Here is a 25,055-nt window from a genome sequence, read left to right as displayed (position 1 = left end):
GCGCGCGAACGGGCGCGACTTGTCCGTCCGCAGGCTCCTGATTGCCGCCGTCGCGGCTGCCTCGCTCGGCGGCTTGATCGACGCTGCCGCCGTGGCGCCGGCGAAGGCCCAGAGCTTCACCTACAATCCGCTGCCGCCGCGTGCGAAGCCGCCAAAGGCCCCCAACGACAACCAGATGCTGGTTCAGGCCACCGAGGTGAACTACGACTACAACAACTCGCGCGTCTCCGCGGTCGGTAACGTGCAGCTGTTCTACAACGGCACCAGCGTCGAGGCCGACCGGGTCATCTACGACCAGAAGACCAAGCGGCTGCATGCCGAGGGCAACATCCGCATGACGGATGCCGACGGCAAGATCACCTATGCCGAGATCCTGGATCTCTCCGACGATTACCGCGACGGTTTCGTCGATTCGCTGCGCGTGGACACGGCGGACCAGACCCGCATGGCCGCGAGCCGCGCCGACCGCTCCAGCGGCAATTACACGGTGTTCGAGAACGGCGTCTACACGGCCTGCGCGCCGTGTAAGGACGATCCGAAGAAGCCGCCGCTGTGGCAGGTCAAGGGTGCCCGCATCATCCACGACCAGCAGGAGAAGATGCTGTATTTCGAGACGGCACAGATCGAGTTCTTCGGCGTGCCGCTCGCCTACATGCCCTATTTCTCGACGCCCGACCCGACCGTGAAGCGTAAATCCGGCTTCCTGATGCCGGGTTATATTTCCGGCACGGACAGAACGGGCTATGGCGTCGAGGTTCCCTATTACTGGGCGATTGCGCCCGACATGGACGCGACCATCACCCCGCGCTTCTTGTCGCGGCAAGGCGCGCTGGTGCAGGGCGAATTCCGCCAGCGCCTGATCGACGGCGCCTACCAGATCCGTGCCTACGGCATCTACCAGCTCGATCCCGGAGCATTCGCGGGGCTGCCCGGCGACCGCGAGTTCCGCGGCGCCATCGACACCAAGGGTCAGTTCGCCCTCAACGACAAATGGGTCTGGGGCTGGGACGGCGTGCTGATGTCCGACTACTACTTCTTCTCGGACTACCGGCTCTATCAGTACCGCGATCCGCTCGGCTCGTTCCTGTTGCTGCCGACGGAAGCGCTGTCGCAGCTCTATCTGACCGGCGTCGGCAACCGCAGCTTCTTCGATGCGCGCACGATGTACTGGCTGAGCTATTCGGGCAACCAGAGCCAGGTGCCGATCGTCTACCCGGTGATCGACTATTCCAACGTGCTCAACTATCCCGTCTTCGGCGGCGAGGTCAGCTACAAGACCAATTTCGTGAACCTGTCGCGCGACGATGCGGTGTTCGACCCGATCACGACGCTCGCCAACACCAACAGCCTGTGCACCACGGCATCGGCCGATCCGCTGGCGCGGATGCCCTCGCAGTGCCTGCTGCGCGGCTTCCCCGGCACCTACACCCGCCTCACCGCGGAAGCGCAGTGGCGCAAGTCCTTCACCGACCCGTTCGGCCAGATCTGGACGCCGTTCGCGAGTCTGCGTGCCGACGCGATCAGGTCCTCGGTCTCCAACCAGCCCGGCGTGTCGAACTACCTGCCCGTCGGCGACACCGAGGCGTTCCGCCTGATGCCGACCGTGGGCCTGGAGTACCGCTATCCATTCATCAACGTTCAGCCCTGGGGCTCGACCACCCTCGAGCCGATCGCGCAGATCATCATCCGGCCGAACGAGACCTATGCCGGCAGGCTGCCGAACGAGGACGCCCAGAGCCTGGTGTTCGACGCCTCGAACCTGTTCAGCGTCGACAAGTTCTCCGGCTACGACCGCGTCGAGGGCGGCGGCCGCGCCAATGTCGGCGTGCAGTCCACCACGCAGTTCGACAGGGGCGGCGCCGTCAAGGTGCTGTTCGGCCAGTCCTACCACCTCTTCGGCCTGAACTCCTTCACGGTGCAGGATGCCATCAATACCGGCCTGAACTCCGGCCTCGACAAGCCGCGGTCGGATTACGTTGCGAGCGCCAACTACTCGCCGAACAGCACCTACACGTTCAGCGTCCGCTCCCGCATGGACGAGCAGACCTGGAACGTGCAGCGCTTCGAGGCGGAAGGCCGCGCCAACTTCAATCGCTGGTCGGTCAGCGTGTTGTACGGCAATTACGCAGAGCAGCCGGAGCTGGGCTATCTGACCCGCCGCGAGGGCATCCTGACCACGGGCTCGCTGAAGGTTGCGACCAACTGGGTGGTGTCGGGCTCGGCGCGCTGGGACCTCGAGGCCAACAAGATCAACCAATATGTGCTCGGTGCCGGCTATGTCGACGATTGCTTCGTGCTGGCGGCGAATTACGTAACTTCGTATAGCTATTCGGCGGGCACCGCACCGCCCACGCTGAGCCACGCGTTCATGTTCCAAATCGGCCTGCGCACGCTGGCGAACTCATCGACGACCAGCGGTTCCACCGGCCTCCAGTAAATAGTTTGAAGTGCCGGCCGCGTTTGCCCTATCTCAACGCGGCCGACATGCGAGCGACATCATGACGACGCCATTGCCTGTCTTCCGCCTCCTTCTCGCCATCGGTGCCGGGCTGATCTTGGCCGCCCTGCCCTCGCCGTCGCGCGCGCAGAACATCGCCGTGATGGTCAACGGCGATCCCATCACCGATTTCGACATCGAGCAGCGCATCAAGCTCGACCAGCTGTCGACACAGAAGACCCCCAGCCGGCAGGAGGTCATCAACGTGCTGATCGACGACAAGGTCAAGATCAAGGAAGGCAAGAAATACGGTGTCGATCCCAGCGTGTCCGACATCAACCAGTCCTATGACGGCATGGCGCAGCGCATGCGCATCACGCCGGATCAGCTCACCAAGTCGCTCGAATCCAAGGGCGTCCGCCCGGAGACGCTGAAGAGCCGCATGAGGGCCGAGATGGTCTGGGGCAGCCTCGTGCGCGGCCGCTTCAAGGAGAAGCTGCTGGTCGGCGAGCGCGACGTCGCGCAGGCCGTGCAGGCGCAGACCGGCGAAAAGCTTCAGATCGAGGGCACCGAGTACAAGATGCAGCCGATCGTGCTGATCGTGCCGCGCGGCTCGTCGGCGGCGTTCCTGGAAACCCGGAAGAAAGAAGCCGAGTCCTATCGGGCCCGCGTCGGGAGCTGCGAGGAGGCCAATTCGCTGTTCCGCTCGACCCCGAACGCGACCATCCGCGACACCGTCACCAAGACCACCGCGGAGCTGCCGGAGCCGCTGCGCAAGGTGCTCGACGACACCCCGATCGGCCGCCTGACCGCGCCCGAGATGACCAAGAACGGCATCGAGATGGTGGTGCTGTGCTCGCGCAAGCCGACCATGATCGACACGCCGAAGAAGCGTGAGGTCCGCGAGAAGATGTATCAGGAGAAGTACGAGAAGACGCAGAAGGCCTATCTCGACGAGCTGCGCAAGGCGGCGATGATCGAATATCGCAACCGCTGATGGCCAAGCCCTTCTCAGAGCCCTCCACCGAGTCCGCAGCCAAGCCTCTTGCAACCAAGCCCCTTGCAGCCAAGCCCCTTGCCCTCACCCTGGGAGAGCCCGCCGGCATCGGCCCCGACATCACGATCGCGGCCTGGCTCAGGCGGGGCGAGCTGAACCTGCCCGCCTTCTATCTGCTCGGCGACGAGGCCCTGATCGCGCGCCGCGCCAAGGCGCTCGGCGCCGATATCAGGATCGCCGCGGTGGGCCCCAGTGAAGCGGGTTCCGCGTTCACGGACGCCTTGCCCGTGGTCGCGACCGGCGAGCGCGCCACCGCCGAGCCCGGCAAGCCCGATTCATCCAGCGCGCCGGCCGCGCTCGCCTCGATCCGGCAGGCGGTCCTCGACGTGCGCGCGGGCCGTGCCGGCGCCGTCGTCACCAACCCGATCGCCAAGAGCGTGCTCTACCGCGCCGGCTTCCGTCATCCCGGCCATACCGAATTCCTCGCCGAGCTCGCCGCGGAGAACGGCCGCGTGCCGCAGCCGGTGATGATGCTGTGGTCGCCCCAGCTCGCCGTCGTGCCCGTGACCATCCACGTCTCGCTGCGCGATGCGCTGGGCGAGCTCACCAGCGAGCTGATCGTCTCGACCGTCCGCATCGTCGCCACCGAGCTGAAGTCCCGCTTCGGCATCGCAAGGCCGCGCATCGCGGTCTCCGGGCTCAATCCCCATGCCGGCGAGGACGGCTCGCTCGGCCACGAGGAGCAGACCGTCATCGTCCCGGCGCTGAAAGCGCTGCGCAACGACGGCATCGAGGCCAGAGGGCCGCTGCCCGCCGACACCATGTTCCACGAGGCGGCGCGACGGACCTATGATTGCGCGGTCTGCATGTATCACGACCAGGCGCTGATCCCGATCAAGACCGTCGCCTTTGACGACGCCGTCAACGTCACGCTCGGACTGCCCTTCATCCGCACATCGCCCGATCACGGCACCGCCTTCGACATCGCCGGCACGGGCAAGGCCAATCCGGCGAGCCTGATCGCCGCGCTGCGGCTCGCCAGCCGCATGGCGGCTGCGACAAGCTGATGAGCGCGATCGACGACCTCCCGCCGCTGCGCGAGGTCATTCGCCAGCACGCGCTGTCGGCGCGCAAATCGCTCGGCCAGAACTTCCTGCTGGACCTCAATCTCACCGCGCGCATCGCGCGTGCGGCGGCGCCGCTCGAGGATTCCACCATCGTCGAGATCGGCCCCGGCCCGGGCGGGTTGACGCGGGCGCTGCTCGCGCTCGGCGCCCGCCGCGTCATCGCCATCGAGCACGACGAGCGCGCGATCCCCGCCTTGCAGGATATTTCCGCGCGCTACCCGGGCAGACTCGAGATCGTGCATGGCGATGCCATGACCTTCGATCCACGCCCGCTGCTCGCGGGCGAACGCGCCAAGATCGTCGCCAACTTGCCCTACAACATTGCGACCCAGCTTCTCATCAACTGGCTCATTACCGAGCCCTGGCCGCCCTGGTACGAGATGATGGTGCTGATGTTCCAGCGCGAGGTCGGCGAGCGCATCGTCGCGCGCGAGGACGAGGAGGCCTATGGCCGGCTCGGCGTGCTCGCCAATTGGCGCTGCGAGACCAAGATCCTGTTCGACATTGCGCCATCCGCCTTCGTGCCGCCGCCGAAGGTCACCTCCTCGGTCGTGCGCCTCAAGCCGCGCGCAGAGCCGCTTGCCTGCGATCGCAGGATGCTCGAACAGGTCGCCGCCGCCGCCTTCGGCCAGCGCCGGAAAATGCTGCGGCAAAGCTTGAAATCACTGAATGTCGATCCGGCGCGGCTTGCACATGCCGCCGGCGTCGATGCGACGCGGCGCGCCGAGACCATTCCCATCTCCGGCTTTGTTGCCATGGCGCGTGAATTGGCGGATATACGCAGCGAAACCGAGTAACCAAGAATTCCGGAGGAAAGAAAATGGCGTTGATGCGTCGGCAGTCCCTGGTCAAGTTCGATGCGCCGCTGTGCGAGACCATCGTCGAGACGCCCAAGCCGCAGGGCCGTGAGGTCTTGGTCCGCATCGAGCGCTGCGGTCTCTGCCATTCCGATCTCCACATCCAGGACGGCTATGCCGATCTCGGCGGCGGCAAGAAGCTCGACACCACGCGCGGCATGACGCTGCCCTTCACGCTCGGCCACGAGATCGCGGGCGTCGTCGACGAGGTCGGCCCCGACGTTCCGGCCAGCCTCGTCGGCACCAAGAAGGCGGTGTTTCCGTGGATCGGCTGCGGCCAGTGCCGCGACTGCGCCAATGGCGACGAGAACCTTTGTGTGAAGCAACGCTTCCTTGGCGTCTCCATCGACGGCGGCTTCGCCACCCACGTGCTGGTCCCCGACGCCAAATATCTGCTCGACTACGATCCCCTGCCCGTCAACCAGGCCGCCACCCTGATGTGCTCCGGCGTCACCGCCTATGGCGCGCTCAAGCGCCTGGTCGACCGTCCGCGCCAGCGCAATCTGTTGCTGATCGGCCTCGGCGGCGTCGGCATGATGGGCCTGTCGTTCGCGCAGGCGATGTTCAAGCAGCCGATCACGGTCGCCGACCTCTCGCCGGCCGCGCGCGAGACCGCCCTCAAGAACGGTGCGGCGGCGGCCTATGATCCGGCCGAGCCCGACGTGATCAAGCGCATCCTGAAGGAGACCGAGGGCGGCTTCGACGAGATCGTCGATTTCGCCGGCAACGAGAAGTCGATGGCCTTTGCCGTCGCCGTTGCCGCGCGCGGCGGCAAGATCGTGGTCTCCGGCCTGATGGGCGGCCAGTTCACGCTGCCGACGGTGCAATGGGTCTACAAGCGCATGACCATCGAAGGTTTCATGGTCGGCACGCTCGCGGAGGCTCACGAGCTGATGGCGCTCGCCCGCGCCGGCAAGATCAAGCCGACGCCGATGCGCGAGGAGCCGATGGGCGACGTGCAGAAGTGGATCGACGAATTGCGTGCCGGCAAGGTCGTCGGCCGCATCGTCCTGAAGAACTGACCGCGGCGCGGTGGGTCCGATGCAAGTCTCGCCCGCCGCACGGAACGCCTGCGGCCGCGCCGCGTTGGCTGCGCATGTCGATCCGTTGCACCGTCGAAAGCGCATTCTTCATCGCCTGGAGCTGCCTCGAGAAGAGCGGCGAGCTCGGGCCGCCGGACGCGAGCGCGAACTTCCTGCTCGACGCCATCGAGGCCCAGCTTCGAACCGGTGAGCGCCGGCAATTGATGCTCGCCAACCGGGCGATCGACGCTTACCGCGCCGCTGCGGCACAGGGCCGACTGACGGGAGATCGCGAAGCCCGCTGCGGCTGACGATCCTCGCTGCCGTCCAGCCCGCTGAAGCCCGCGACGTCGTGCTCCAGTTTTCGACGCCCAAAAGTCCGTTGTGTGCACTTTGGAACCGTCGGTTCCGCCGCGGAAACGTAGGTTTGCCGCTGGCGCCGATTCCCGGCCCGCCCAAGAGAACGCAATGTGACCGGTCGGCCCCAGAACGATCTGCTCCGGCAGCTCAATCATCAGGATTTCGAACTGCTCGCGCCTCACCTCCAGCCGATCGACGTCGGGGCGAGTCAGGTCCTGCATCACGCCGGCGACGACATTGCCGCGGTGCATTTTCCATACGGTCCCGCGCTGGTGTCGTTCGCCGTGCCGGTCGAGGACGATCGCGAGGTCGAAAGCCTGCTGGTCGGGCGCGAGGGCGCGGTCGGCATCGCCGCCGGCCCCAGCCCTTCGCTCGCCTATTCGCGCATGGTCGTGAAGTTTGGCGGCACCCTGGTGCGGCTGCCGTTGCGCGCGCTCGAGCAGGCGCAGCAGAGATCGGCGACGCTCCAGGAGGCCTTCGCGCGCTATGCCGACTGCCAGTTCGCGCAGCTCTTGCAGACTGCGGCTTGCAACGCTGCGCATTCGATCGAGCAGCGGGCCGCCAAGTGGATCATGTCCGCGCAGGAACATATCGGCGGAGCCGAGATTCCTCTCACCCACGAGCAGCTCGCCGGCATGCTGGGCGTCTCCCGCAGCTATGCCAGCCGCGTCATCCAGATGTTCAAGGCGCGGCGCATCCTCGCGACCCGCCGCGGCGCCATCCTGATCCTCGACGCAGCAGCGCTCGAAGCGAGAGCCTGCTGCTGTAACGATTGGGTGAAGAAGCATTTCCACGAGGTGCGCGGTGGAGCGGCACCCGCGGAGGGTTGATGCCTCCGCCTCACGCATGCGGCGGCGACTGCCGCTTCAGATGCAGATAGGTCGGACTGAAATCGCCGAGCCGCTGCAGCTCGCGCCATTTCAGCACGACCAGCTCGCCATCACGAAGATCCATCGCGCCGCTGCGCCTGAGATCGGCGAGCGTCCGGTTCACCGTCGCGATCGCCATGCCGAGCGTCTCGCCGAGTTGCGTGAGACTGATCGGCATGCGGCAACGATTGCCGCGCACCAGCTGCGCAGCGCGGGCGCGGTAGAACAGCTCGCAAAACAAGTGCGCCATGCGCGTCTGCATCGGCCGGGCGCTGTTGTTGGTGATGGCCTCGCGAAAGATCGCGGCATCGAGCAGCGTCTCGCGCCAGACCGCGAGGGCGAAGGTCGGCCGCCGCCGGAACGCGATGAACAGTTCGCGGTGCGGGATGAACGCCACCGACGCCGGCCCGAGCGCACTGAGCCCGTGATCCATCTGGTCGATGAACAACCCCTGCGCATCCGGAAGATCGCCGGTGAGATGGAACGCCAGATATTGCCGCCGCCCGCTGCCGAGCAGGTGATAGCGGGCAACCATGCCGGAGACGACCAAAGCGGAATGCTCGGGCTCATCGCCTTGACGGATGAAATCCTCATTGGTTGCGAAATCGCGCAGCATGAAGGTCAACGCGCGAATTTCGCCAATATCCTCCTCTGCGAGCGCGGTGTGCTCGCCGAGGTTCCGTATCAGCACGTCGTGAGCCTTTTCCATGGAGCCGCCAAAAATCGCGCCGGTTCTATCAAATGATACGTCCGGCTTGCGTTCAGCGGACTAGAACGCAGATCGGAAGCACAGGTTGCTAACCGGCTTGCGACGCATCGATCGCAGCCACCCCATTCCCCCCATTCGGACCAGCCGGCCTTAACATGAAAAGCACCACTCTCCTGGAGCGCATCCGGCGCCTGTTCGCATCCGATGCCGGCGAGCATCTGGACAGCATCAGCGACGCCTTGCTGAAGGGAACGCTGAGGGAGCCGGTCCGGCCGATGTCGGATCAGGAGCTCGCTCGCGCCATCCGCGAGTTCCGCTCCGTGCCGGTTTCCGACTGGACGCTTGCGAAACTGTCGCGTCGCCTGGCCGAGGCGTCCGTGCCGCGGGACGGCTGAAGCTGCACGCGAGGCCCATGCCACATCCGAAATTCATCGTCCGTCTGCAGACGATCGAAGGCCTGTCCGACAACGAGCGCCGCCAGATCGCGGGCTTGCCGTCCACGCTGCGCCAGGTCGCGGATGGCGAGATCGTGCTGCGCCAAGGCGAGGCCGCGAGCCGCTGCGTCTTCGTCGTCAGCGGCTTCCTCTACCAGTCGCGCATCGTCGGCGATCGCAGCCAGACCCTCGCCTTCCATGTTCCCGGCGACATGCCATGCCTGCACACGCTGCTGGTCTCGCCGATGGACGCGGATCTCGTGGGGCTCGGCCCGACCATCGTCGGCACCGTCGCCCACAGCCAGCTCCGCCAGCTGCTCGACAGCTCGATCCACCTGACCCGCGCCTTCTGGCGCGAGACGCTGATCGACGCGGCCATCTCGCGGCAATGGATCGCCCGCCTCGGCGCGCAGGCGGCGCTGCCCAAGGTCGCGCACCTCATCTGCGAGCTCGCGGCAAGGCTGGAGATCGTCGGCCTCGTCAAGCGCAACTGCTTCCAGATGCCGATGACGCAGCGTCACGTCGCGGACGCCTGCGGACTGTCGATCGTCCACGTCAACCGCACCATCCAGGAGCTGAGGCATCGCGGGTTGATCGCCTGGGACGGCAGCGAGATCGAACTGCTCCAGCCCGACGAGCTGCGCAGACTTGCGGATTTCTCGCCTGATTATCTAAGCTGAGCGGACCGCCACGCGGCGAGCAGCGGTCCGCCGCTCCCCAGCACGGGATCCGTCTTCGGCTTGCGGACCTTGGCGATGCGCTTGACCGCGTCGGGACGCTGGCGTGTGTCGGTGCACTCGTCATAGGTGCCGTCCTGCGGGTAGGCGCCGACGACCATAAAGTCCCGGCTGGATTCGATCAGCCGGTGGCCGGTGCCCGCGGGCAGGACCAGCACGTCCCCGGCTTTCAGTTTCAGGATGCGGCCCTTGATCCCGCCGCACTCGATCCTCGCCGTGCCGCGCGCCACGCCCATCACTTCATGGATCTGCGAATGATAGTGGACGAAGTCGTACACGGTGTCGCGCCACGACCGGCCCCAGCCATGGGTGTCGAACAGCGTGTCGATGACGACCTCGGGCGGAAAGCGCCGACCGTTCAGCTTCACCGCGCCGCGATAGAGCAGCGCCGGGAAGCGCGGATGGTTCGGCACGATGCCGTCATCGCGAAAGTGCATGGCCGTGGGCTTGCGGGCCCGTACCAGCCCCCGCAGCGTCGCCGCATCGGGCTGCTCCTCTACCAGCTTCTTGGCGAAGTTCTTGATCTGATCCTTGACCGGCATGACGTCTCCTCAGCCGCGAAATAACGGCTGCGGAGGTGAGAAGTTTCCGGGCCCGATCGGAGCAAGGCCCGACAGGGCCTCTCCTCGTCATGACGCGGCGTCGGAAGGAAGGGCGTCAACGCTTGGCGGCAATCAGTTCGGCAAACTGCCGCAGATAGAGCGGCCAACCCTGATCGCTGTCAACGCCGCTGCGGACGCCTTCCCAGCCCTCGCCATGCCGATCGAGGTGACGGTGCTCCAGCTCCAAGCGGGTCCGGCTTGGTGTCTCCGCAATGAACCGGACCTCCCATTCACTCGTCTTGGCGGGATCGGTCTCGATTTGCCAGCGCGGGCTGATGTCCCAGCTCAAGAGGACTCGATTGGGTGGTTCGAACGCCAACACGCGCGCCCAGCGGCATTCGCTGCCGTCGATCCCCCGATCATAAATGCTTCCACCCACCCGAGGTTCGAATACGGTCTCTGCGATGGGAACGGCGAGCAGATTGTGCTCGCGCGGCTTGAAGCTGCCGAAGTCTTCGGTGAAGACCTTGAACGCGCGCTCGATCGGCGCCTCGACGACGATGGAATGTTTGACGGGCGCAATCGATACACGTGTGTTCATCTGGATCCCTCCGATGGTTTTTCGACGGCTAGTTTGTAAGCGGCCAACGTGTCGCTCCAGAACCGGTCGAGCCAGGCTCGCATCTGGCCGAGTCCCGCCGGATCGACGTAATAGACGTTGCTGGCGCCCTTCGGCTCTGCACGAACCAAGCGGGATTCGCGCAGCACCTTGAGATGCTGTGAGACGGCCGACTGGGACACGGGCAGCTGTCGCGTGATCTCGGCGACCGTGCGTGGCCGTGCACCGACAAGCTCGAAGATCCGCCTGCGGGTGGGATCGCCGAGTGCGGCCAGTTGTGCGCTGTCCTTAGCCATAGACACTCCCCGCCCCATGCCACGCTTGTTCGACCTGTCATAAGTTACTAATAATGATTAGTACTGACTTATGATCGTGTCAACCGGCTCAGGTCGTGGCGTGGAACTCTGATCGTGACGTTCGGAGAGTCTCATCCGGGGGCGGAACGAACGTCGCGCAGGCCCGATTCAAGCCACATCCTCTCCGGATTTGCGGCTCATTGCCACCCAAGTCTTTGACGAGAAGGGGCTCGTTGAGAGTTGCGTCATGCGTAACCGGGAGACCAGGATGGGCAACCGCGCCGCAAAGTTCATTTCGACCCTCGTCGCCAGCATCCTCGCGGGCGCGCCATTGGCCGCGGTATCGCAGAACGCGCCGACGCCATCGAGCACGGCCGCCGCGGCGCCCGACTGCCTGGCTTCGCCGAAGGATGCCACGCCGCAGGGCCAGCACTGGTACTACCGCCTCGATCGCACGACGAAGCGCAAGTGCTGGTATCTGCGCGCCGCAGGCGGCAAAGCCGCACAGACCGCGCAGGCGACGACCGATACATCCGAGCCGGATGCAGCACCGCCGCAGGCCGTGCAGAACGCGCGCGCGGAATATATCGCGCCGCAGACGAGTGCCGCAGCGGGCACGCCGAACATGGCCGCGCCCGCGCCGGCTGCAGCGAATGCACCCGCGGTCGCGCCGCAGCCGCCGAGCAGCGTCGCCGAAACCAACGCGCAGCAGCCGGCCGTGACCGCGCGCTGGCCCGAGGCCTCCACAGCGTCCACCGCGCCAGCGCATCAGCCGGCGGAAACCACGGTTGCAGCAGCCGCGCAGCCAAACGCGAAGCTGTCAAAATCCCCTGCTCCGCTCCCGCCCGCGGCCGATGGCACGACTGACAAGTCCGGCGGTTCGCTGCAGATGCTGATGCTTGTGATCGGCGGTGCGCTGGCGCTCGCCGGCATCCTCGCCAGCGTCATCTACCGCTTCGCCGGCGGACGCGTCCGCGCCAGGGCCGCCGACCGCCGCGGGCATTGGGACGATTGGGCGCCGCAGGACCATGACGGAAGCCACGCGCCCTGGCGCGATTCACCGCCGGCCGCCGCCCAGCCGCCCCGCCCGATCGACTTCGATGCGGCACGTCCGCAACCGACAAGACAAGTGACGAAACTCGCCGCGATCGGCCGCGAGATCGAGCTGATCGACGCGCGCAGGCAACGTGCCGTCGCTCCGGCCGCAAAACCGGTCGAGTCCAGAAGCGACAAGGTCGAGATCAAGTTGTTCGATCGGGCTGCTGCACCCAAGCTTGCCGCCAACGAAATTGAGGCGGATCGCGATGACGCGCCGGCAGGTCGGGATACCGATGCCGTCGATGTCGACGCGATCACGACTATGCTGGAGCAGCTGGCGAAGGAAGGGCCGCGCCTGTCGCGGCCTAACCTTGAAGCTGACCTTGCAAACTTCGCACGAAGCCTACGAGGCCAATCCGCCGCTCGCGCTTGAGGCGCTCGGCCTTCAGGATCGACTGCACCTCGGCGAAGGCTTCGTCGACCGCGTGGTTGATCACGATGTAGTCGTACTCGGCCCAGTGACTCATCTCGTCGCTGGCGCGGCTCATGCGCTTGCGGATCACCTCGTCGGAATCCTGCGCGCGCGAATGCAGGCGCTTCTCGAGGTCGGCCGCCGAGGGCGGCAGGATGAAGACGCTGACGACGTCGGCGCGCGCCTTCTGCTTCAATTGCTGGGTGCCCTGCCAGTCGATGTCGAACAGCACGTCCTGGCCGGCCGACAACGCCGCATCCACGGGACCGCGCGGCGTACCATAGTTGTTGTCGAACACCGTCGCCCATTCCAGCAGTTCGTCGGCCTTCACCATGGCATCGAACGTCGCCTTGTCGACAAACGTATAGTCCTTGCCGTTGACCTCGCCCGGCCGCATCGCGCGCGTGGTCGCAGACACCGACATTTTCAAGCCCGGCATCCGGTCGATCAGCATGCGCGACAGCGTCGTCTTGCCCGCGCCTGATGGCGAGGACAGCACGAACATCAATCCGCGCCGCTCGACACCGTCAGTTCCGTGACCGCCCGTCGTCATCGATCACTCCAGATTCTGTACCTGCTCGCGGAACTGCTCGACCACGTTCTTCATGGCGAGGCCCGTGTTGGTCAACTCGATGTCGTTCGACTTCGAGCAGCAGGTGTTGACCTCGCGGTGAAACTCCTGCGCCAGGAAATCCAGCTTGCGCCCGATCGGGCCGCCCTTGCCGATCAGCTCGCGCGCCTGCGCGATGTGGGAGGCGATGCGGTCGAGCTCCTCGCGGATGTCGGCCTTGGTCGCGATCAGGATCGCCTCCTGCATCAGGCGGTCGGAGTCGAAACGGTCGGAGGTGTCGAGCAGCGCTGCGATCTGCTCAGCGAGCTTCGCCTTGATCGCCTCCGGCTTGCGGCCGGGCGCGGCCTCCGCTCTCTTCGCCAGCTGCTCGATCTCGTCGACGCGCTGGGTCAGGATCTGCCCAAGCGAAGTGCCCTCGCGCTTGCGCATCGCAACGAGCTCGTCGAGCGCCTTGTCGAAGGCCTCGGCGGCAGCAGTGCGCGCTGCCTTGTCCTCCTCCTCGTCGCCCTCGGGCTCGGCGACCTCGACGACGCCCTTGATGGCGAGCAGGCCGTCGATGCTCGGCGCCACCGCGTCGACCTTCCCCGAGATCAGCGCGGCGGCCTTCAGCACCGCGTTGAGCACGTCCTCGTTGATGCGGACGGTGGCGGCGGCATTGGTGCGCTTGACGGTGAGATTGGCATAGACGGTGCCGCGCGAGAGCAGCTCGCCCGCGCGCTTCTTGGCATGGGCCTCGAGCTCATCAAACCCCTGCGGCAGCCGCACGCGCAAGTCGAAGCCCTTGGCATTGACCGACTTCAACTCCCATTCGAACGTATACGGCCCGCTTGCGCCGTGGCATCTCGCAAAGCCGGTCATGGACGACAGCGCCATCAGTTCAAATTCTCCAGGAACACGGGATTCGCGAGGCTATCAAGCCACGCGAATCTTAAGACTATTTTGCCGGAAAGTGGAATCGGCAATGTCCGCAAGCCGGTCTGCGCGCAAGGCTCAGCGCTGAACCACCGGCGGCGAGCCCTGCACCGCGCCCTGCCGGGCCGGTGGGGGATTGGCTGGAGCAGCCGGGCGCGCTGCCGGCGGCCTCTTCTGCTGATTGGGCCGTGCCGGCGTGGCCGCGGTCGGCGCGTCGGCAGCGCCAGGCGCGGCAACGGCCGGCGGCTGCGCGTCCTCGGGCGGCTCGACCGTGTCGTTCTGGATCTGCTTCTCCATCGCGCGGAGCTTGGCGACGTTCTTCTGGTGCGCGTCGTAGGTTTCGGTAAAGGCATGCCCGCCGGTGCCGTCGGCGACGAAATAGAGGTCGCGGGTGCGGGCCGGGTTGGCGGCAGCTTCGAGCGAGGCGCGGCCCGGATTGGAGATCGGGCCCGGCGGCAGGCCGTCGATCACATAGGTGTTGTAGGGCGAGGGCTGCGTGATCTCGCTGCGTTTGATCGGCCGGCCCAGCGTTCCCTTGCCGCCGACGAGGCCGTAGATGATGGTCGGATCGGACTGCAGCTTGATCCGCTGCTTCAGCCGGTTGACGAACACCGCGGCGACGCGGCTGCGCTCGTCCGCCTTGCCGGTTTCCTTCTCGATGATGGACGCCAGCGTGACCAGCTGCTCCGGCGTCTTGACCGGAATGTCCTGATTGCGGCGCTCCCAGATCTCCGACAGCACACGCTTGTGCGCCTGCTGCATGCGCTGGACCACCTGCTCGCGCGGGGTGCCGCGCGGGAATTTGTAGGTCTCCGGGAGCAGCGTGCCTTCGCGCGGCAGCTCGCGCACGCTGCCGGTGAAGATGTCGTTGTCGGACAGCCGCGCCACGATCTGCTCGGAGGTCAGGCCTTCGGGAATCGTCACGGCGTGCTGCACCACCTTGCCCTCGACGATGGTGCCGATGACGTCGCGCAGCGAGGCGTTCTTCTGGAAGGAATACTCACCCGGCTTGAGGTCCGAGCTCGCCTTCAACGCGGCGACGCTGGCGATGAACACCCAGGGATTGACGTCAGTCACGCCTTCCCGGTTCAGCGTCTCGGCGATGTCGCGCTTGCCCGCACGCTGCGGGATGTTGACGATCTTGTCCTCCTTCAGCGGTCCGGGCGCCTCGAGCACCTGGCGGCCGTAATAATAGACGCCGCCGGCGCCGAGCATGGCGATCAGCAGAAGCGTGATGATGGCGTTGCCGACGACGACGAACGGATTGCGCGCGCGGTCCGACCGCTTGGGCGGCGGCGGAAGTTGCTCGGGCTCGAGCGCGGCCCGCGGACTCCGGGGTGAAATGGGCGGCCTTTCACTCATCGAAACAACCTGAATCCTGCCGGTTCAATAGCGGCCCGACAATCGCTTGCCCTGCCAAAAACGCACGCGCCCACGTCCATGACTATCGCCGAATACGGCAAAACGGTGGATTCGTCTCAAACACAAACTAACTGACTAGGCGCCGGACGATCACCGACGCATTGGTACCGCCAAAACCAAAAGAGTTCGACAACGCGACGTTGACCTCACGCTGCTTCGACTTGTGCGGCACGAGATCGATCGCGGTCTCGACCGACGGATTGTCGAGATTGATCGTCGGCGGCACGACATTATCGCGAATCGCCAGAATCGCGAAAATCGCTTCGATCGCACCGGCCGCGCCGAGCAGATGGCCGGTCGACGACTTGGTCGAGGACATCGCGACCTTGGAGGCGGCGTTGCCGAGCAGACGCTCGACCGCGCCGAGCTCGATCTCGTCGCCGAGCGGCGTCGAGGTCCCGTGCGCGTTGATGTAATCGAGATCGGACGGCGTCAGCCCGGCACGCTTGAGCGCGGCCGACATGCTGCGGAAGCCGCCATCGCCGTCGGGCGACGGCGAGGTGATGTGATAGGCATCACCCGACAGACCATAGCCGATCACCTCGGCATAGATCTTCGCGCCGCGCCGCCTGGCGTGCTCCAGCTCCTCCAGCACGAGGACGCCGGCGCCCTCGCCCATCACGAAGCCGTCGCGGTCCTTATCGTAGGGACGCGAGGCCTTTTCGGGAGTCTCGTTGAAACCGGTCGACAGCGCGCGCGCGGCGTTGAAGCCGGCAATGCCGATGCGGCTGATCGGCGACTCGGCGCCGCCCGCGACCATCACGTCGGCATCGCCCAGCGCGATCAGGCGGGCGGCATCGCCAACCGCATGCGCGCCGGTCGAGCATGCCGTGACCACCGAATGGTTCGGCCCCTTCAGCCCGTGCGCGATCGAGACGTAGCCGGAGGCGAGATTGATCAAGCGGCCGGGAATGAAGAACGGCGACACCCGGCGCGGCCCGCGCTCCTTCAGCAGGATCGCGGTGTCGGCGATGCCGTTGAGGCCGCCGATGCCGGAGCCGATCATGGTGCCGGTCGCGCATTTGTCCTCTTCGGTCTCGGGATGCCAGTTGGCGTCGTCGAGCGCCTGACCGGCCGCGGCCATGCCGAAGATGATGAAGTCGTCGACCTTGCGCTGGTCCTTCGGCTCCATCCACTTGTCCGGATTGAAGCTGTCGTTCGAGCCGTCGCCGCGCACGACCGTGCAGGCGATCTTGGTCTGCAGATCGGAGACATCGAAGCTCTCGATCCTGCGCGCACCGCTTTCGCCGTTGAGGATGCGCTTCCAGGTCGGCTCGACGCCACAGCCGAGTGGCGAGACCATGCCGAGACCCGTGACGACAACCCGCCTCATATCCGAAAACTCCGCATCGAAAGATTCACGGCCAATAACAAGAAACCGGCTGACCGCTGCGAAGCGGCCCGTCCGGTTTCAATGTTGTCCCCGCGAAATTGAAGAGCCTTAGCTCTTCGCGTTCTTCTCGAGAAACTTCGTAGCGTCGCCGACGGTGAGAATCGTTTCCGCAGCGTCGTCCGGAATCTCGCAACCGAATTCCTCTTCGAACGCCATCACCAGCTCGACGGTATCCAGACTGTCGGCGCCGAGGTCGTCGATGAAGCTCGCGTTGTCGACAACCTTCTCGGGTTCAACACCAAGGTGTTCGACCACGATCTTCTTAACCCGCTCGCCAATGTCACTCATTGCTTAACCTCGTGTTGTTCCCTGTAGACCCGACCCCCCGGGACGATACGAGCCGTCGTGGTCGTTTGACTGCCTTCGCTTACGAACTTTGATTTGGCCCATCCTAACCGATGGAGGCCCCGGCGAACGACGGCCAAAGGCTCCGCATCGCCAATATACAGGGTTTCAAAAACCTGCAATGGCGTTCTTTGCCCATCCGTTGGAGGTCCGGTTATCATACTTCAATTGCCTTGACTACAAGCCTCATTTCGCTCCGGAAACGGCCGTTTGCCGCATGCCGCACCGCCGTGACAGGCGACGCGGCACGAGATGTCAGATCATGGCCATGCCGCCGTTGACGTGGATGGTCTGCCCGGTGACGTAGGCTGCTTCGTTCGAGCTCAGATAGACGGCGGCCGCTGCGATGTCCTCGGGCGTCCCCAGGCGGGCGGCCGGAACCTTGGTGAGAATCGTTTCGCGCTGCTTGTCGTTGAGCGCATCGGTCATCGGCGTCTTGATGAAGCCCGGCGCGATGCAGTTCGCGGTCACGCCACGCTTGGCGTATTCGGCCCCTAACGTCTTGATCATGCCGATCAGGCCGGCTTTCGACGCCGTATAATTGCCCTGCCCGGGATTGCCGGTGACGCCGACCACCGAGGTGATGGCGACGATGCGGCCGAAGCGCTTGCGCATCATCAGCTTGGTCGCGGCGCGCGCCAGGCGGAAGGTCGCGGTCAGATTGACGTTGATAACCTCGTCCCAGTCCTCGTCGCGAAGCTGCACGAAGAGATTGTCGCGCGTGATGCCGGCATTGGCGATGAGAATGTCGACCTGGCCCATCGCCGCTTCCGCAGCGGGCACCAGCGCCTCGACCTCATCGGCCTTGGAGAGATTGCAGGGCAGCACGTGGGCGCGCTCGCCGAGCTTGCCGGCAAGCTCGTCCAGCACCTCCTTGCGCGTCCCTGAAATGGCGACGGTGGCGCCCTGCGCGTGCAGCGCCTGCGCGATCGCGCCGCCAATGCCGCCGGTCGCGCCGGTGACGAGCGCCTTTCGGCCAGTCAGATCGAACATTGATGGACTCCTTTAAGCCTGCTTCGCAGCGGCCAATGCATCCTTGGCGGCGGCAATATCGTTCGGGCCGCCGACCGCAATGCCGACGGCACCGTCCGCGATACGCTTGACGAGACCGGTCAGCACCTTGCCGGCGCCGATCTCGAAGAAGCGGGTGACGCCCTGCCCGGCCATGTAAGCCACCGACTCGCGCCAGCGCACCGTGCCGGTGACCTGCTCGACCAGGCGGCGGCGGATCTCGTCGGGATCGGTGATGGCGCTCGCCAGCACGTTCGACACCAGCGGGGCGGCCGGCGCCTTGATCGTGACCTTCGACAGCGCTTCCGCCATGGCATCCGCAGCCGGCTGCATCAACTTGCAATGGAACGGGGCGGACACCGGCAGCAGCATCGCGCGCTTGGCGCCCTTGGCCTTGGCGATCTCGACGGCGCGATCGACCGCAGCCTTGTCGCCGGAGACGACGACCTGGCCGCCGCCATTGTCGTTGGCGGCCTGGCAGACCTGCCCCTGCGCCGCCTCGCCCGCGACCTCCATGGCGGCCTCGTAGTCGAGACCGAGCAGCGCGGCCATCGCGCCGGCGCCGACCGGGACCGCCTTTTGCATTGCGAGACCGCGGGTGCGAAGCAGACGCGCGGTATCCGAAACCGTCAGGCTGCCGGCCGCCGCGAGCGCCGAATATTCACCGAGCGAGTGGCCGGCGACGAAGGCCGCGTCTCGTCCCACGGAAAAACCAGCCTCGGCCTCGAGCACGCGCAAGGTCGCGATAGACACGGCCATCAGCGCCGGCTGGGCGTTCTCGGTGAGTTGGAGAGTTTCGGCCGGACCTTCCCAGATGATGGCCGTCAGCTTCTCCCCGAGCGCGGCATCGACCTCGTCGAATACGGCGCGCGCCACCGGAAAGGCGTCGGCCAGGGCCTTGCCCATGCCGACAGCCTGGGAACCCTGCCCAGGAAATGTGAATGCAGCCGTCATCGGCGCTCCCTGCTGTCAGGCATGATCCCTGTTCTGAACCGGCAGCCGATTTACGCCCGGCCTTAGGCCGTGGTTCCTTGGGCCATGGTTCCGGATCATGCTCCAAAGGGGGCCGTAGACACCGTCCGGGGCCGCACTGTCAAGCCGAGACGGGAACTTGGAGCAGCATTCAACGGGGAATAAGCCCCTCAAAACCCGCCGGCGGTCTGGTTGGCATCGACGTCCGCTCCTGCCCGCGCTCGGCGCGCACTGTTCACCAGTTGCCCCGGCCGATCCTCGCGGTTCGGCTTTGCCGTGGCCAGCCGCAGCACCGAAGCGTAGTTCGGCTGCACTTCCATGCGATCGGCGTACCGGCTCGCACTCAGCAGCCGGTGCACCTTCGGCAGATTGTAGCAGGGCACGTAGAACAACAGATGATGCTCAAGGTGATAGTTCACGTAATACGGCGCGATGAACAGGCGCTCGAGAAAATTGGCATGCGTCGTGCGCGTGTTGCGCAAGGGGTCGCTGCTATCGGGGACGACGGCGTGCTCGGCGATATTGCGGATGCGGGTGATGACCATCATCCACGTCAAGAGCGGCACCAGCCAGAGCAGCGGATAGGCCCACCACACGCCGGCCGCGGCGAGCGCGGCAAACATGATCCCGTTGACCACACATTGCGGGCCGAGCATCTCCCAGAAATGCGCTGCGCGCTGCCGCCATGACCAGTCCTTTGGCCCGAGCGCGTTGAGCAACTGCGCCTTGCGCTGCTGGTAGCCGGTCTGCCCGGTGACGTCGCGGATGAACTTGCGGCGATAGCTCAACTTGGTGATCGGAAACGGCGCCGACAGCACGAGGTCGGGGTCGTCCTCCTGCTGGGTGCGCGCATGGTGCTGAAGGTGATAGCGCCGGTAGCTGCGCGTCTCCGCAAACAGCGGATAGGCGCAGAACCACTGGCTCAGCGTCAGGTTGGTTTTCTCGTCGGCGGACAGGCAACCATGTGCGCCGTCATGCATCAGGATCGCAAGGCCGAGCTGGCGCGAGCCGATGATGGCGACGGCGAAGATATAGGTGAGCGGATTGGGCCACCACGCGACCAGCGCGATGGCTGCAATGATCAGCGTCCAGGCGTGCGCGATCAGCGCAGCGCCTTTCCACGTCGCGCGCTGGCGCACCTCGGCCAATTGATCGTCGGTCAGGAAATCGCGGGCACGCATGCGAAGCGCGGTCATGGCCTAACCCTTTCCATTCGAATTGTCGGATGCCTCGCGCACCTCGACGAGACGCAGGCGGGCGGTGTCTTCAGTGGATTTCGCCTGCTCGCCCAGCACGCGCAGCATCTCGGCGCAGAGCGCCTCGGGCGAGCGGCCCATCGCGTAGCCCTCGAGAATGACGCCGATGGCGACGGCCCAGAACCGCCGCGAGCTTTCGTCGGGCGCGCGCAGCGAGCGCCAGCCGTGCCGCGCGACCTGCCCTGCATAAGCGCGCGTACCCTCGCTGTGCAGGCGCTCGATGGTACGCTCCACCAGTGGCGCGAGATCCTGGCGACGCCGCGTCAGCGTCAGCGCCTCGGCGAAGAAGGCGACCGAATCGCTCGCCGTCACGGTCTCGGCCAGCGCATGGGTGTATTCCCCGGGAGTCCGCGCCTTCAGCGCCGCCTGCTCGGTGGCCCGCGCCAGATACAACAGATCGCGGCAGGCGCATTCGACAAACAGCGCCTCCTTGGTGCGGAAGTAATAGGTGATCTGGCTCGGGAACGCGTCCGCGGCGGCCGCGATGTCGGTAATCGACGTGCCTGACAGCCCCCGCTCCCGAAACAGCGGGCTCGCAGCATCCAGGAGCAGTGACCGCATCTTGCGGCCGGCCGAGCGCGTCGCGCGCGCGGCGTGCTTGGGGTCGCCTGCCGCTTCGAGCGGCGCATCGGCCGACGCTTCTGCCATGGGATCCTCTTCGTCGATTTATTTGTATGTTATACAAACAAACAGATCAAGCCGAATCTTGATATTGGAGGATGGGGTTCTTGTTCCCGTTGGACGGCTTGAAAATGCCCCTCCGCCTTGCAAAGCCGGCCAAAATCCGTATAAGGCGCCCATCCGCAGACCCCGGCCGGGAGCTGAACGGACGGTCTCAGCAAATCATTCGTGATTTTGGTGTGGCAGGGCCAGTCGGCCCGTCGTCCCGTGTTTCCGCCTTCTGAGCTTGATCCCAGAGTCCTTTCCGAAGGCCTCTTAAGGGTTTGACGCCGGGCGATGCGCCAACATGAGGAAAGGACGACCATGCCTCTTTACGAGCATGTTTTTCTCGCGCGTCAGGACGCGAGCCCGCAGCAGGTCGAAGAGCTGACTGCGCAGATGACCGGTATCGTCGAAGGTCTCGGCGGCAAGATCACCAAGACCGAGAATTGGGGCGTGCGCTCCCTCACCTACCGGATGAACAAGAACCGCAAGGCGCACTTCGTGCTGCTCAACATCGACGCGCCGTCCGCGGCGATCGCCGAGATCGAGCGCCAGGAGCGCATCAGCGAGGACGTGATCCGCTATCTCAGCGTCCGCGTCGAGGAGCTCGAGGAAGGCCCGTCCGCGATGATGCGCAAGGCCGACCGTGATCGCGAGCGTGACGATCGCGGCGGTGGCTTCCGCGGCGAGCGCGAAGGCGGCTTCCGTGGCGACCGCGAGGGCGGTTTCCGCGGTGATCGCGGTCCGCGCCGTCCGCGCGATGAAGCTGAAACCACGGATGGGGAGTAAGAATCATGGCTGAAGCTGGTGCACGCCGCCCGTTTTTCCGTCGTCGCAAGAGCTGCCCGTTCACGGGCGCCAATGCTCCGAAGATCGACTACAAGGACTCCAAGCTGCTGATGCGTTACGTCTCCGAGCGCGGCAAGATCGTGCCGAGCCGCATCACCGCGGTGTCCGCGAAGAAGCAGCGTGAGCTCGCCCGCGCCATCAAGCGCGCGCGCTTCCTGGGCCTCCTGCCCTACGTCATTCGCTGATACGACCAATTCGACCGGCGGCGGCTAGCGCCGCCGGTCGCGACTTTTCGAACTCATAAGGCTTCCGGGTCGTCCGGTCGCCGATGGTTGGGGCAAGCGACGCCTCTAACCGCTCGAAGGGAGCGGGACAGCTGATGATGGCCTTTGGACTGATAGCCCTGATCGCCGGCGCTGCGTCGGCCCTGATGTTCGCCTCGATCATCTCGGGGGCGCTGATCGCGCTTGTCCTGTTCTATCTCGCTCCGCTCCCCCTGATGGTCGCCGCGATCGGCTGGGGCCCGCTTTGCGCGAGCATTGGTGGCATCGCCGCCGCGATCGGCCTCGGCGCCCTGTTCGGCCTGCCCTACTGCATCGCCTTCGCCGTCACCGTCGCGTTGCCGGCGTGGTGGCTCGGCCATCTCGTCCTGCTCGGACGTCAGGTGGGAAGCGCCGCGCCTGCCACCGGCACAGCGCCCTCCGCGGAGCCGGACGTCGAGTGGTACCCGGTCGGCCGCATCCTGCTCTGGATTGCAGGCTTCGCGACGCTGACCACGATGGCCGCGTTGCTCACTCTCGGGACCGACGCGGAGACCATCACCGGCACGTTGCGCCGTGGCCTGACGCGCCTCCTGCGCGCCACCGACCCGCAAACTTCGGGCGAAGCCAGCCAGTTCGTCGACGCGCTGGTGCGCATCGCACCCGCCGCCGCCACGATTGCCGCGACGATGACGCTCACTCTCAACCTCTGGCTCAGCGCCAAGGTGACCGCGACGTCGGGCCGGCTGCGCCGTCCCTGGCCGGACCTCAAGACCACCGAGCTGCCGCAGATGACGCTGGTGGTGCTGTGCATCTCCCTCGCCTTCTGCTTCACCGGGGGGCTGCTTGGCATCGTGGCGCAGATCGCCACCGCCGCGCTGATGATGAGTTATGCGCTGGCCGGTTTCGCCGTATTGCATACGCTGACGCTCGCGCTGAACGGCCGCACGTTCTGGCTCGGCTCGACCTACGCCGCCGTGGTCGTGTTCGGATGGCCCGTGGTCGCGATGGTAATCCTTGGGCTTGCGGATGCCTTGTTTGGCTTGCGCGAACGCTTCCTGCGCAGCCGGCAGCCGCCGCCACTGCCTACACCTTGAGTTCAACCCCGAAACTGAAACCTTCGAGAGCACTTCAAAAGGAGAACGAATATGGAAGTCATTTTGCTGGAACGCGTCAACAAGCTCGGCCAGATGGGCGAAGTCGTGAAGGTTCGCGACGGCTACGCTCGCAATTTCCTGCTCAAGCGCGGCAAGGCGCTGCGCGCCACCGCCGACAACCGGGCCAAGTATGACGGCATGAAGGCCGAGCTCGAAGCGCGCAACCTCGCCTCGAAGGCCGAGGCGTCCAAGGTCGCCGAGAAGATCGAGGGCAAGAACATCATCGTGATCCGCCAGGCCTCGGAAGCCGGCCAGCTGTTCGGCTCGGTCAACGTGCGTGACATCGTGCTCGCGTTCGAAGCCGACGGCGTTTCGCTCGCCCGTCCGCAGATCCAGCTCGACGCGCCGATCAAGACCATCGGCAAGCACTCGATCACCGTTGCCGTTCATCCCGAAGTCGAGGTCGAGATCACCGTCACGGTTGCCCGCAGCCAGGACGAGGCCGAGCGCATCAACCGCGGCGAGGACATCTCGACCCGCAACGAGGATCGCGATGCGGCCGCCGAGGCGATCGCCGCCGCCGGCGAGTTCTTCGATCCGGAAGCCCAGCACGACGAGGTCGCGCCGGCGCCGGCTGCGGAAGAGAAGTAAGCAGCTGAACTCGTCATTCCGGGATGGTCCGAAGGACCAGACCCGGATGACGATCCCGATCAAAGCCCGGCTGCCTCACGCGGCCGGGCTTTTCGTTTTCGCAGCGACGTCCTCGCTCAACATCGCGATCGAGGCCAGCGCGGTGGCCGTATGCTTCTCGACGCCGTCGCTGACGCAGAACACGTCGGCGGCAACCACCGCGACCTGGCGGCCCGGCTTGATCACCCGGGCGCGGCAGATCAGCTTCTCGCCGACCGCGGGCGACAACAGATTGAGCTTGTATTCCGCCGTCAGCGCCGGCTGGCCGCGCGACGTGGCGGCTGCGATCGTGGTGGCGTTGTCGACCAGGAAGGCGGTGACGCCGCCATGGAAGAAGCCGTGCTGCTGTAACAGCTCCGGCCGGCGCTCCACGGCGATGGTGCAGGTGCCGCGCGACAATTCGGAGAGCTCGGCGCCGACCAGGTTCATGAAACCCTGCCGGCCGATATTGGCGTGGATGCGCTCGGCAATCGGCGCAAATTCCGGATCAGCTTCGGCCCGCATGCGATCTCCCCTTATTGCTTGTTGATGCGATCGAACGGCCTCAGCGCACGATTGGCGCAGGCGATCAGCGTGTCCGCCTCGATGCGCGGATCGGTTCGCTCGCGACCCGACAGGAAGGCGCGGCAGAAGATCTGCGCCGGACCGATCAGCTGGCTGACGAACATCACCGGCGTCATCGGCAGAAGTTCGCCGCTTGCCACCAGCGGCGCGCGCCAGCGCTCAATGCCTTCGGCAAGCCGCGCATTCTGCGCCCGCTGGGCGTCGCGCACGTCTTCGCCCCACTCGCTGCGCGAGATCTCGAAGAGGTAGCGCGCCTCGCGCCGGCTGGTGACGACCCAGTCGAGATGCGCCCGGATCAGGCGATCGATGCCCCGCTCGGCGTCGGGGCCGGGATCGAGCGCGGCCAGTATCGCGGCGTGATAGTGCCGCAAGACCTCCAGAAACAACGCACCGGCAAGTTCTTTCTTCGAACCGAAAACGTGGAAGAAGCTGCCGTTGGAAGCCCGCGCGCGGGTGCGGATCGCAGCCACCGTGGCGGCTTCGAAGCCGACGCGGTCGAACACGGCAAGGCCGGCCGCCAACAGATCGTCTCGTACGCTCGCCGTCATAGGCGCCTCCTAGAGCAATACTCTAGAGTACTACTCTAATGACGGT

29 protein-coding genes are annotated in these 25,055 nt (G+C 65.7%); 14 read left to right on the top strand and 15 right to left on the bottom strand.

Annotation, left to right across the window (positions count from 1 at the left end; translation table 11 throughout):
- The first annotated feature begins 19 nt into the window (after positions 1-19).
- The 7 genes from I6F21_RS03790 to I6F21_RS03760 all read left to right on the top strand — a co-directional run bounded on the left by I6F21_RS03790 (position 20) and on the right by I6F21_RS03760 (position 7,630).
- Positions 20-2,437, top strand: a complete 2,418-nt coding sequence (locus tag I6F21_RS03790) for an LPS-assembly protein LptD (protein WP_225140268.1) — start codon at positions 20-22, stop codon at positions 2,435-2,437.
- Between the two features lie 61 nt (positions 2,438-2,498).
- Positions 2,499-3,434: a SurA N-terminal domain-containing protein gene (locus I6F21_RS03785; protein WP_036000650.1), complete on the top strand. Its 936-nt coding sequence runs from the start codon at positions 2,499-2,501 to the stop codon at positions 3,432-3,434.
- Positions 3,434-4,501 (top strand): 4-hydroxythreonine-4-phosphate dehydrogenase PdxA, encoded by a 1,068-nt coding sequence (pdxA, locus tag I6F21_RS03780; RefSeq protein ID WP_225140267.1) that lies wholly within the window; start codon positions 3,434-3,436, stop codon positions 4,499-4,501. The genes I6F21_RS03785 and pdxA overlap by 1 nt, the downstream gene beginning before the upstream one ends.
- Positions 4,501-5,358, top strand: coding sequence for a 16S rRNA (adenine(1518)-N(6)/adenine(1519)-N(6))-dimethyltransferase RsmA (rsmA, locus tag I6F21_RS03775; protein WP_225140266.1), 858 nt, complete (start codon positions 4,501-4,503; stop codon positions 5,356-5,358). The genes pdxA and rsmA overlap by 1 nt, the downstream gene beginning before the upstream one ends.
- 23 nt (positions 5,359-5,381) lie before the next feature.
- Complete coding sequence (locus I6F21_RS03770; RefSeq protein ID WP_225140265.1) at positions 5,382-6,440, top strand: alcohol dehydrogenase; 1,059 nt, start codon at positions 5,382-5,384, stop codon at positions 6,438-6,440.
- 74 nt (positions 6,441-6,514) lie between these two features.
- Positions 6,515-6,751: a hypothetical protein gene (locus I6F21_RS03765; protein WP_036022716.1), complete on the top strand. Its 237-nt coding sequence runs from the start codon at positions 6,515-6,517 to the stop codon at positions 6,749-6,751.
- 159 nt (positions 6,752-6,910) lie between these two features.
- Positions 6,911-7,630: a Crp/Fnr family transcriptional regulator gene (locus I6F21_RS03760; protein WP_225140264.1), complete on the top strand. Its 720-nt coding sequence runs from the start codon at positions 6,911-6,913 to the stop codon at positions 7,628-7,630.
- 10 nt (positions 7,631-7,640) lie between these two features.
- Here I6F21_RS03760 and I6F21_RS03755 read toward each other — a convergent pair whose 3' ends face one another.
- Positions 7,641-8,378, bottom strand: a complete 738-nt coding sequence (locus I6F21_RS03755) for a Crp/Fnr family transcriptional regulator (protein ID WP_036000673.1) — start codon at positions 8,376-8,378, stop codon at positions 7,641-7,643.
- Between the two features lie 155 nt (positions 8,379-8,533).
- On the opposite strand from I6F21_RS03755, the gene I6F21_RS03750 reads away from it, so the two are divergent.
- Positions 8,534-8,773 (top strand): hypothetical protein, encoded by a 240-nt coding sequence (locus I6F21_RS03750; RefSeq protein WP_036000675.1) that lies wholly within the window; start codon positions 8,534-8,536, stop codon positions 8,771-8,773.
- A 17-nt stretch (positions 8,774-8,790) separates the two neighbouring features.
- Positions 8,791-9,492 carry a Crp/Fnr family transcriptional regulator gene (locus tag I6F21_RS03745; RefSeq protein ID WP_225140263.1) on the top strand — a complete coding sequence of 234 codons (702 nt, stop codon included), beginning with the start codon at positions 8,791-8,793 and terminating at the stop codon, positions 9,490-9,492.
- On the opposite strand, the gene I6F21_RS03740 is transcribed toward I6F21_RS03745, so the two are convergent.
- The 3 genes from I6F21_RS03740 to I6F21_RS03730 form a co-directional block, all read right to left on the bottom strand.
- Complete coding sequence (locus tag I6F21_RS03740) at positions 9,480-10,091, bottom strand: cupin (protein ID WP_225140262.1); 612 nt, start codon at positions 10,089-10,091, stop codon at positions 9,480-9,482. The two genes, I6F21_RS03745 and I6F21_RS03740, sit on opposite strands and share 13 nt — an antisense overlap.
- A 115-nt stretch (positions 10,092-10,206) precedes the next feature.
- The gene (locus I6F21_RS03735; RefSeq protein ID WP_036000685.1) at positions 10,207-10,692 is read right to left on the bottom strand and encodes an SRPBCC family protein; all 486 of its coding nucleotides are present in this window, start codon (positions 10,690-10,692) and stop codon (positions 10,207-10,209) included.
- Complete coding sequence (locus tag I6F21_RS03730) at positions 10,689-11,006, bottom strand: metalloregulator ArsR/SmtB family transcription factor (protein WP_036000689.1); 318 nt, start codon at positions 11,004-11,006, stop codon at positions 10,689-10,691. The genes I6F21_RS03735 and I6F21_RS03730 overlap by 4 nt, the downstream gene beginning before the upstream one ends.
- A 268-nt stretch (positions 11,007-11,274) precedes the next feature.
- Between I6F21_RS03730 and I6F21_RS03725 the strand changes: the two genes are divergently transcribed.
- Entirely contained in the window at positions 11,275-12,477 is a 1,203-nt protein-coding gene (locus I6F21_RS03725) for a hypothetical protein (RefSeq protein WP_225140261.1), read from the top strand.
- Here I6F21_RS03725 and gmk read toward each other — a convergent pair.
- The 9 genes from gmk to I6F21_RS03680 form a co-directional block, all read right to left on the bottom strand.
- Complete coding sequence (gene gmk / locus I6F21_RS03720; RefSeq protein ID WP_057028965.1) at positions 12,410-13,069, bottom strand: guanylate kinase; 660 nt, start codon at positions 13,067-13,069, stop codon at positions 12,410-12,412. The two genes, I6F21_RS03725 and gmk, sit on opposite strands and share 68 nt — an antisense overlap.
- Positions 13,070-13,072: 3 nt before the next feature.
- Complete coding sequence (locus I6F21_RS03715) at positions 13,073-13,960, bottom strand: YicC/YloC family endoribonuclease (RefSeq protein WP_109144007.1); 888 nt, start codon at positions 13,958-13,960, stop codon at positions 13,073-13,075.
- Positions 13,961-14,077: 117 nt separating this feature from the next.
- A complete protein-coding gene (gene mltG / locus I6F21_RS03710) occupies positions 14,078-15,361 on the bottom strand; it encodes an endolytic transglycosylase MltG (protein ID WP_036000702.1) in 1,284 nt (427 codons plus the stop codon).
- A gap of 127 nt (positions 15,362-15,488) precedes the next feature.
- Complete coding sequence (fabF, locus tag I6F21_RS03705; RefSeq protein WP_109144009.1) at positions 15,489-16,754, bottom strand: beta-ketoacyl-ACP synthase II; 1,266 nt, start codon at positions 16,752-16,754, stop codon at positions 15,489-15,491.
- Positions 16,755-16,862: 108 nt separating this feature from the next.
- Positions 16,863-17,102 carry an acyl carrier protein gene (locus I6F21_RS03700; RefSeq protein ID WP_008551805.1) on the bottom strand — a complete coding sequence of 80 codons (240 nt, stop codon included), beginning with the start codon at positions 17,100-17,102 and terminating at the stop codon, positions 16,863-16,865.
- 312 nt (positions 17,103-17,414) lie between these two features.
- On the bottom strand, positions 17,415-18,152 hold the full coding sequence (fabG, locus tag I6F21_RS03695; protein ID WP_025035827.1) for a 3-oxoacyl-[acyl-carrier-protein] reductase: 738 nt from the start codon (positions 18,150-18,152) through the stop codon (positions 17,415-17,417).
- Between the two features lie 12 nt (positions 18,153-18,164).
- On the bottom strand, positions 18,165-19,124 hold the full coding sequence (gene fabD / locus I6F21_RS03690) for an ACP S-malonyltransferase (protein ID WP_109144010.1): 960 nt from the start codon (positions 19,122-19,124) through the stop codon (positions 18,165-18,167).
- 188 nt (positions 19,125-19,312) lie between these two features.
- Positions 19,313-20,338 (bottom strand): fatty acid desaturase family protein, encoded by a 1,026-nt coding sequence (locus tag I6F21_RS03685; RefSeq protein ID WP_225112262.1) that lies wholly within the window; start codon positions 20,336-20,338, stop codon positions 19,313-19,315.
- A gap of 3 nt (positions 20,339-20,341) precedes the next feature.
- Positions 20,342-21,046: a TetR/AcrR family transcriptional regulator C-terminal domain-containing protein gene (locus I6F21_RS03680; RefSeq protein ID WP_225112261.1), complete on the bottom strand. Its 705-nt coding sequence runs from the start codon at positions 21,044-21,046 to the stop codon at positions 20,342-20,344.
- Positions 21,047-21,382: 336 nt separating this feature from the next.
- Here I6F21_RS03680 and rpsF point away from each other — a divergent pair, with 336 nt between their 5' ends.
- The 4 genes from rpsF (at position 21,383) to rplI (ending at position 23,858) form a co-directional block, all read left to right on the top strand.
- Complete coding sequence (gene rpsF, locus I6F21_RS03675; protein ID WP_025035823.1) at positions 21,383-21,850, top strand: 30S ribosomal protein S6; 468 nt, start codon at positions 21,383-21,385, stop codon at positions 21,848-21,850.
- Between the two features lie 5 nt (positions 21,851-21,855).
- Positions 21,856-22,095: a 30S ribosomal protein S18 gene (rpsR, locus tag I6F21_RS03670; RefSeq protein WP_007592020.1), complete on the top strand. Its 240-nt coding sequence runs from the start codon at positions 21,856-21,858 to the stop codon at positions 22,093-22,095.
- A gap of 134 nt (positions 22,096-22,229) precedes the next feature.
- The gene (locus I6F21_RS03665; RefSeq protein WP_225112260.1) at positions 22,230-23,207 is read left to right on the top strand and encodes a DUF2232 domain-containing protein; all 978 of its coding nucleotides are present in this window, start codon (positions 22,230-22,232) and stop codon (positions 23,205-23,207) included.
- Positions 23,208-23,258: 51 nt separating this feature from the next.
- Positions 23,259-23,858 (top strand): 50S ribosomal protein L9, encoded by a 600-nt coding sequence (rplI, locus tag I6F21_RS03660; protein WP_036000730.1) that lies wholly within the window; start codon positions 23,259-23,261, stop codon positions 23,856-23,858.
- A gap of 75 nt (positions 23,859-23,933) precedes the next feature.
- Here rplI and I6F21_RS03655 read toward each other — a convergent pair whose 3' ends face one another.
- Both I6F21_RS03655 and I6F21_RS03650 read right to left on the bottom strand, forming a co-directional pair.
- On the bottom strand, positions 23,934-24,401 hold the full coding sequence (locus I6F21_RS03655) for a PaaI family thioesterase (RefSeq protein WP_036000734.1): 468 nt from the start codon (positions 24,399-24,401) through the stop codon (positions 23,934-23,936).
- 11 nt (positions 24,402-24,412) lie between these two features.
- Entirely contained in the window at positions 24,413-25,009 is a 597-nt protein-coding gene (locus I6F21_RS03650) for a TetR/AcrR family transcriptional regulator (protein WP_036000737.1), read from the bottom strand.
- Positions 25,010-25,055: the final 46 nt, after the last annotated feature.

Origin of the sequence: Bradyrhizobium sp. NBAIM03 (genome assembly GCF_020194055.1) — a bacterium.
In the GTDB taxonomy this organism is placed as follows: domain Bacteria; phylum Pseudomonadota; class Alphaproteobacteria; order Rhizobiales; family Xanthobacteraceae; genus Bradyrhizobium; species Bradyrhizobium yuanmingense.
The sequence above is the reverse complement of the archived record's forward strand: the minus strand, read 5'-3'. Positions and strand labels throughout refer to the sequence as shown.

Excerpts from the sequence above, each read along its gene's own strand:
- I6F21_RS03785 (WP_036000650.1), top strand. The coding sequence starts at position 2,499 with ATGACGACGCCATTGCCTGTCTTCCGCCTCCTTCTCGCCATCGGTGCC.
- pdxA (WP_225140267.1), top strand. The coding sequence starts at position 3,434 with ATGGCCAAGCCCTTCTCAGAGCCCTCCACCGAGTCCGCAGCCAAGCCT.
- rsmA (WP_225140266.1), top strand. The coding sequence starts at position 4,501 with ATGAGCGCGATCGACGACCTCCCGCCGCTGCGCGAGGTCATTCGCCAG.
- I6F21_RS03770 (WP_225140265.1), top strand. The coding sequence starts at position 5,382 with ATGGCGTTGATGCGTCGGCAGTCCCTGGTCAAGTTCGATGCGCCGCTG.
- I6F21_RS03765 (WP_036022716.1), top strand. The coding sequence starts at position 6,515 with ATGTCGATCCGTTGCACCGTCGAAAGCGCATTCTTCATCGCCTGGAGC.
- I6F21_RS03755 (WP_036000673.1), bottom strand. The coding sequence starts at position 8,378 with ATGGAAAAGGCTCACGACGTGCTGATACGGAACCTCGGCGAGCACACC.
- I6F21_RS03750 (WP_036000675.1), top strand. The coding sequence starts at position 8,534 with ATGAAAAGCACCACTCTCCTGGAGCGCATCCGGCGCCTGTTCGCATCC.
- I6F21_RS03745 (WP_225140263.1), top strand. The coding sequence starts at position 8,791 with ATGCCACATCCGAAATTCATCGTCCGTCTGCAGACGATCGAAGGCCTG.
- I6F21_RS03740 (WP_225140262.1), bottom strand. The coding sequence starts at position 10,091 with ATGCCGGTCAAGGATCAGATCAAGAACTTCGCCAAGAAGCTGGTAGAG.
- I6F21_RS03735 (WP_036000685.1), bottom strand. The coding sequence starts at position 10,692 with ATGAACACACGTGTATCGATTGCGCCCGTCAAACATTCCATCGTCGTC.
- I6F21_RS03730 (WP_036000689.1), bottom strand. The coding sequence starts at position 11,006 with ATGGCTAAGGACAGCGCACAACTGGCCGCACTCGGCGATCCCACCCGC.
- I6F21_RS03725 (WP_225140261.1), top strand. The coding sequence starts at position 11,275 with ATGGGCAACCGCGCCGCAAAGTTCATTTCGACCCTCGTCGCCAGCATC.
- gmk (WP_057028965.1), bottom strand. The coding sequence starts at position 13,069 with ATGACGACGGGCGGTCACGGAACTGACGGTGTCGAGCGGCGCGGATTG.
- I6F21_RS03715 (WP_109144007.1), bottom strand. The coding sequence starts at position 13,960 with ATGGCGCTGTCGTCCATGACCGGCTTTGCGAGATGCCACGGCGCAAGC.
- mltG (WP_036000702.1), bottom strand. The coding sequence starts at position 15,361 with ATGAGTGAAAGGCCGCCCATTTCACCCCGGAGTCCGCGGGCCGCGCTC.
- fabF (WP_109144009.1), bottom strand. The coding sequence starts at position 16,754 with ATGAGGCGGGTTGTCGTCACGGGTCTCGGCATGGTCTCGCCACTCGGC.
- I6F21_RS03700 (WP_008551805.1), bottom strand. The coding sequence starts at position 17,102 with ATGAGTGACATTGGCGAGCGGGTTAAGAAGATCGTGGTCGAACACCTT.
- fabG (WP_025035827.1), bottom strand. The coding sequence starts at position 18,152 with ATGTTCGATCTGACTGGCCGAAAGGCGCTCGTCACCGGCGCGACCGGC.
- fabD (WP_109144010.1), bottom strand. The coding sequence starts at position 19,124 with ATGACGGCTGCATTCACATTTCCTGGGCAGGGTTCCCAGGCTGTCGGC.
- I6F21_RS03685 (WP_225112262.1), bottom strand. The coding sequence starts at position 20,338 with ATGACCGCGCTTCGCATGCGTGCCCGCGATTTCCTGACCGACGATCAA.
- I6F21_RS03680 (WP_225112261.1), bottom strand. The coding sequence starts at position 21,046 with ATGGCAGAAGCGTCGGCCGATGCGCCGCTCGAAGCGGCAGGCGACCCC.
- rpsF (WP_025035823.1), top strand. The coding sequence starts at position 21,383 with ATGCCTCTTTACGAGCATGTTTTTCTCGCGCGTCAGGACGCGAGCCCG.
- rpsR (WP_007592020.1), top strand. The coding sequence starts at position 21,856 with ATGGCTGAAGCTGGTGCACGCCGCCCGTTTTTCCGTCGTCGCAAGAGC.
- I6F21_RS03665 (WP_225112260.1), top strand. The coding sequence starts at position 22,230 with ATGATGGCCTTTGGACTGATAGCCCTGATCGCCGGCGCTGCGTCGGCC.
- rplI (WP_036000730.1), top strand. The coding sequence starts at position 23,259 with ATGGAAGTCATTTTGCTGGAACGCGTCAACAAGCTCGGCCAGATGGGC.
- I6F21_RS03655 (WP_036000734.1), bottom strand. The coding sequence starts at position 24,401 with ATGCGGGCCGAAGCTGATCCGGAATTTGCGCCGATTGCCGAGCGCATC.
- I6F21_RS03650 (WP_036000737.1), bottom strand. The coding sequence starts at position 25,009 with ATGACGGCGAGCGTACGAGACGATCTGTTGGCGGCCGGCCTTGCCGTG.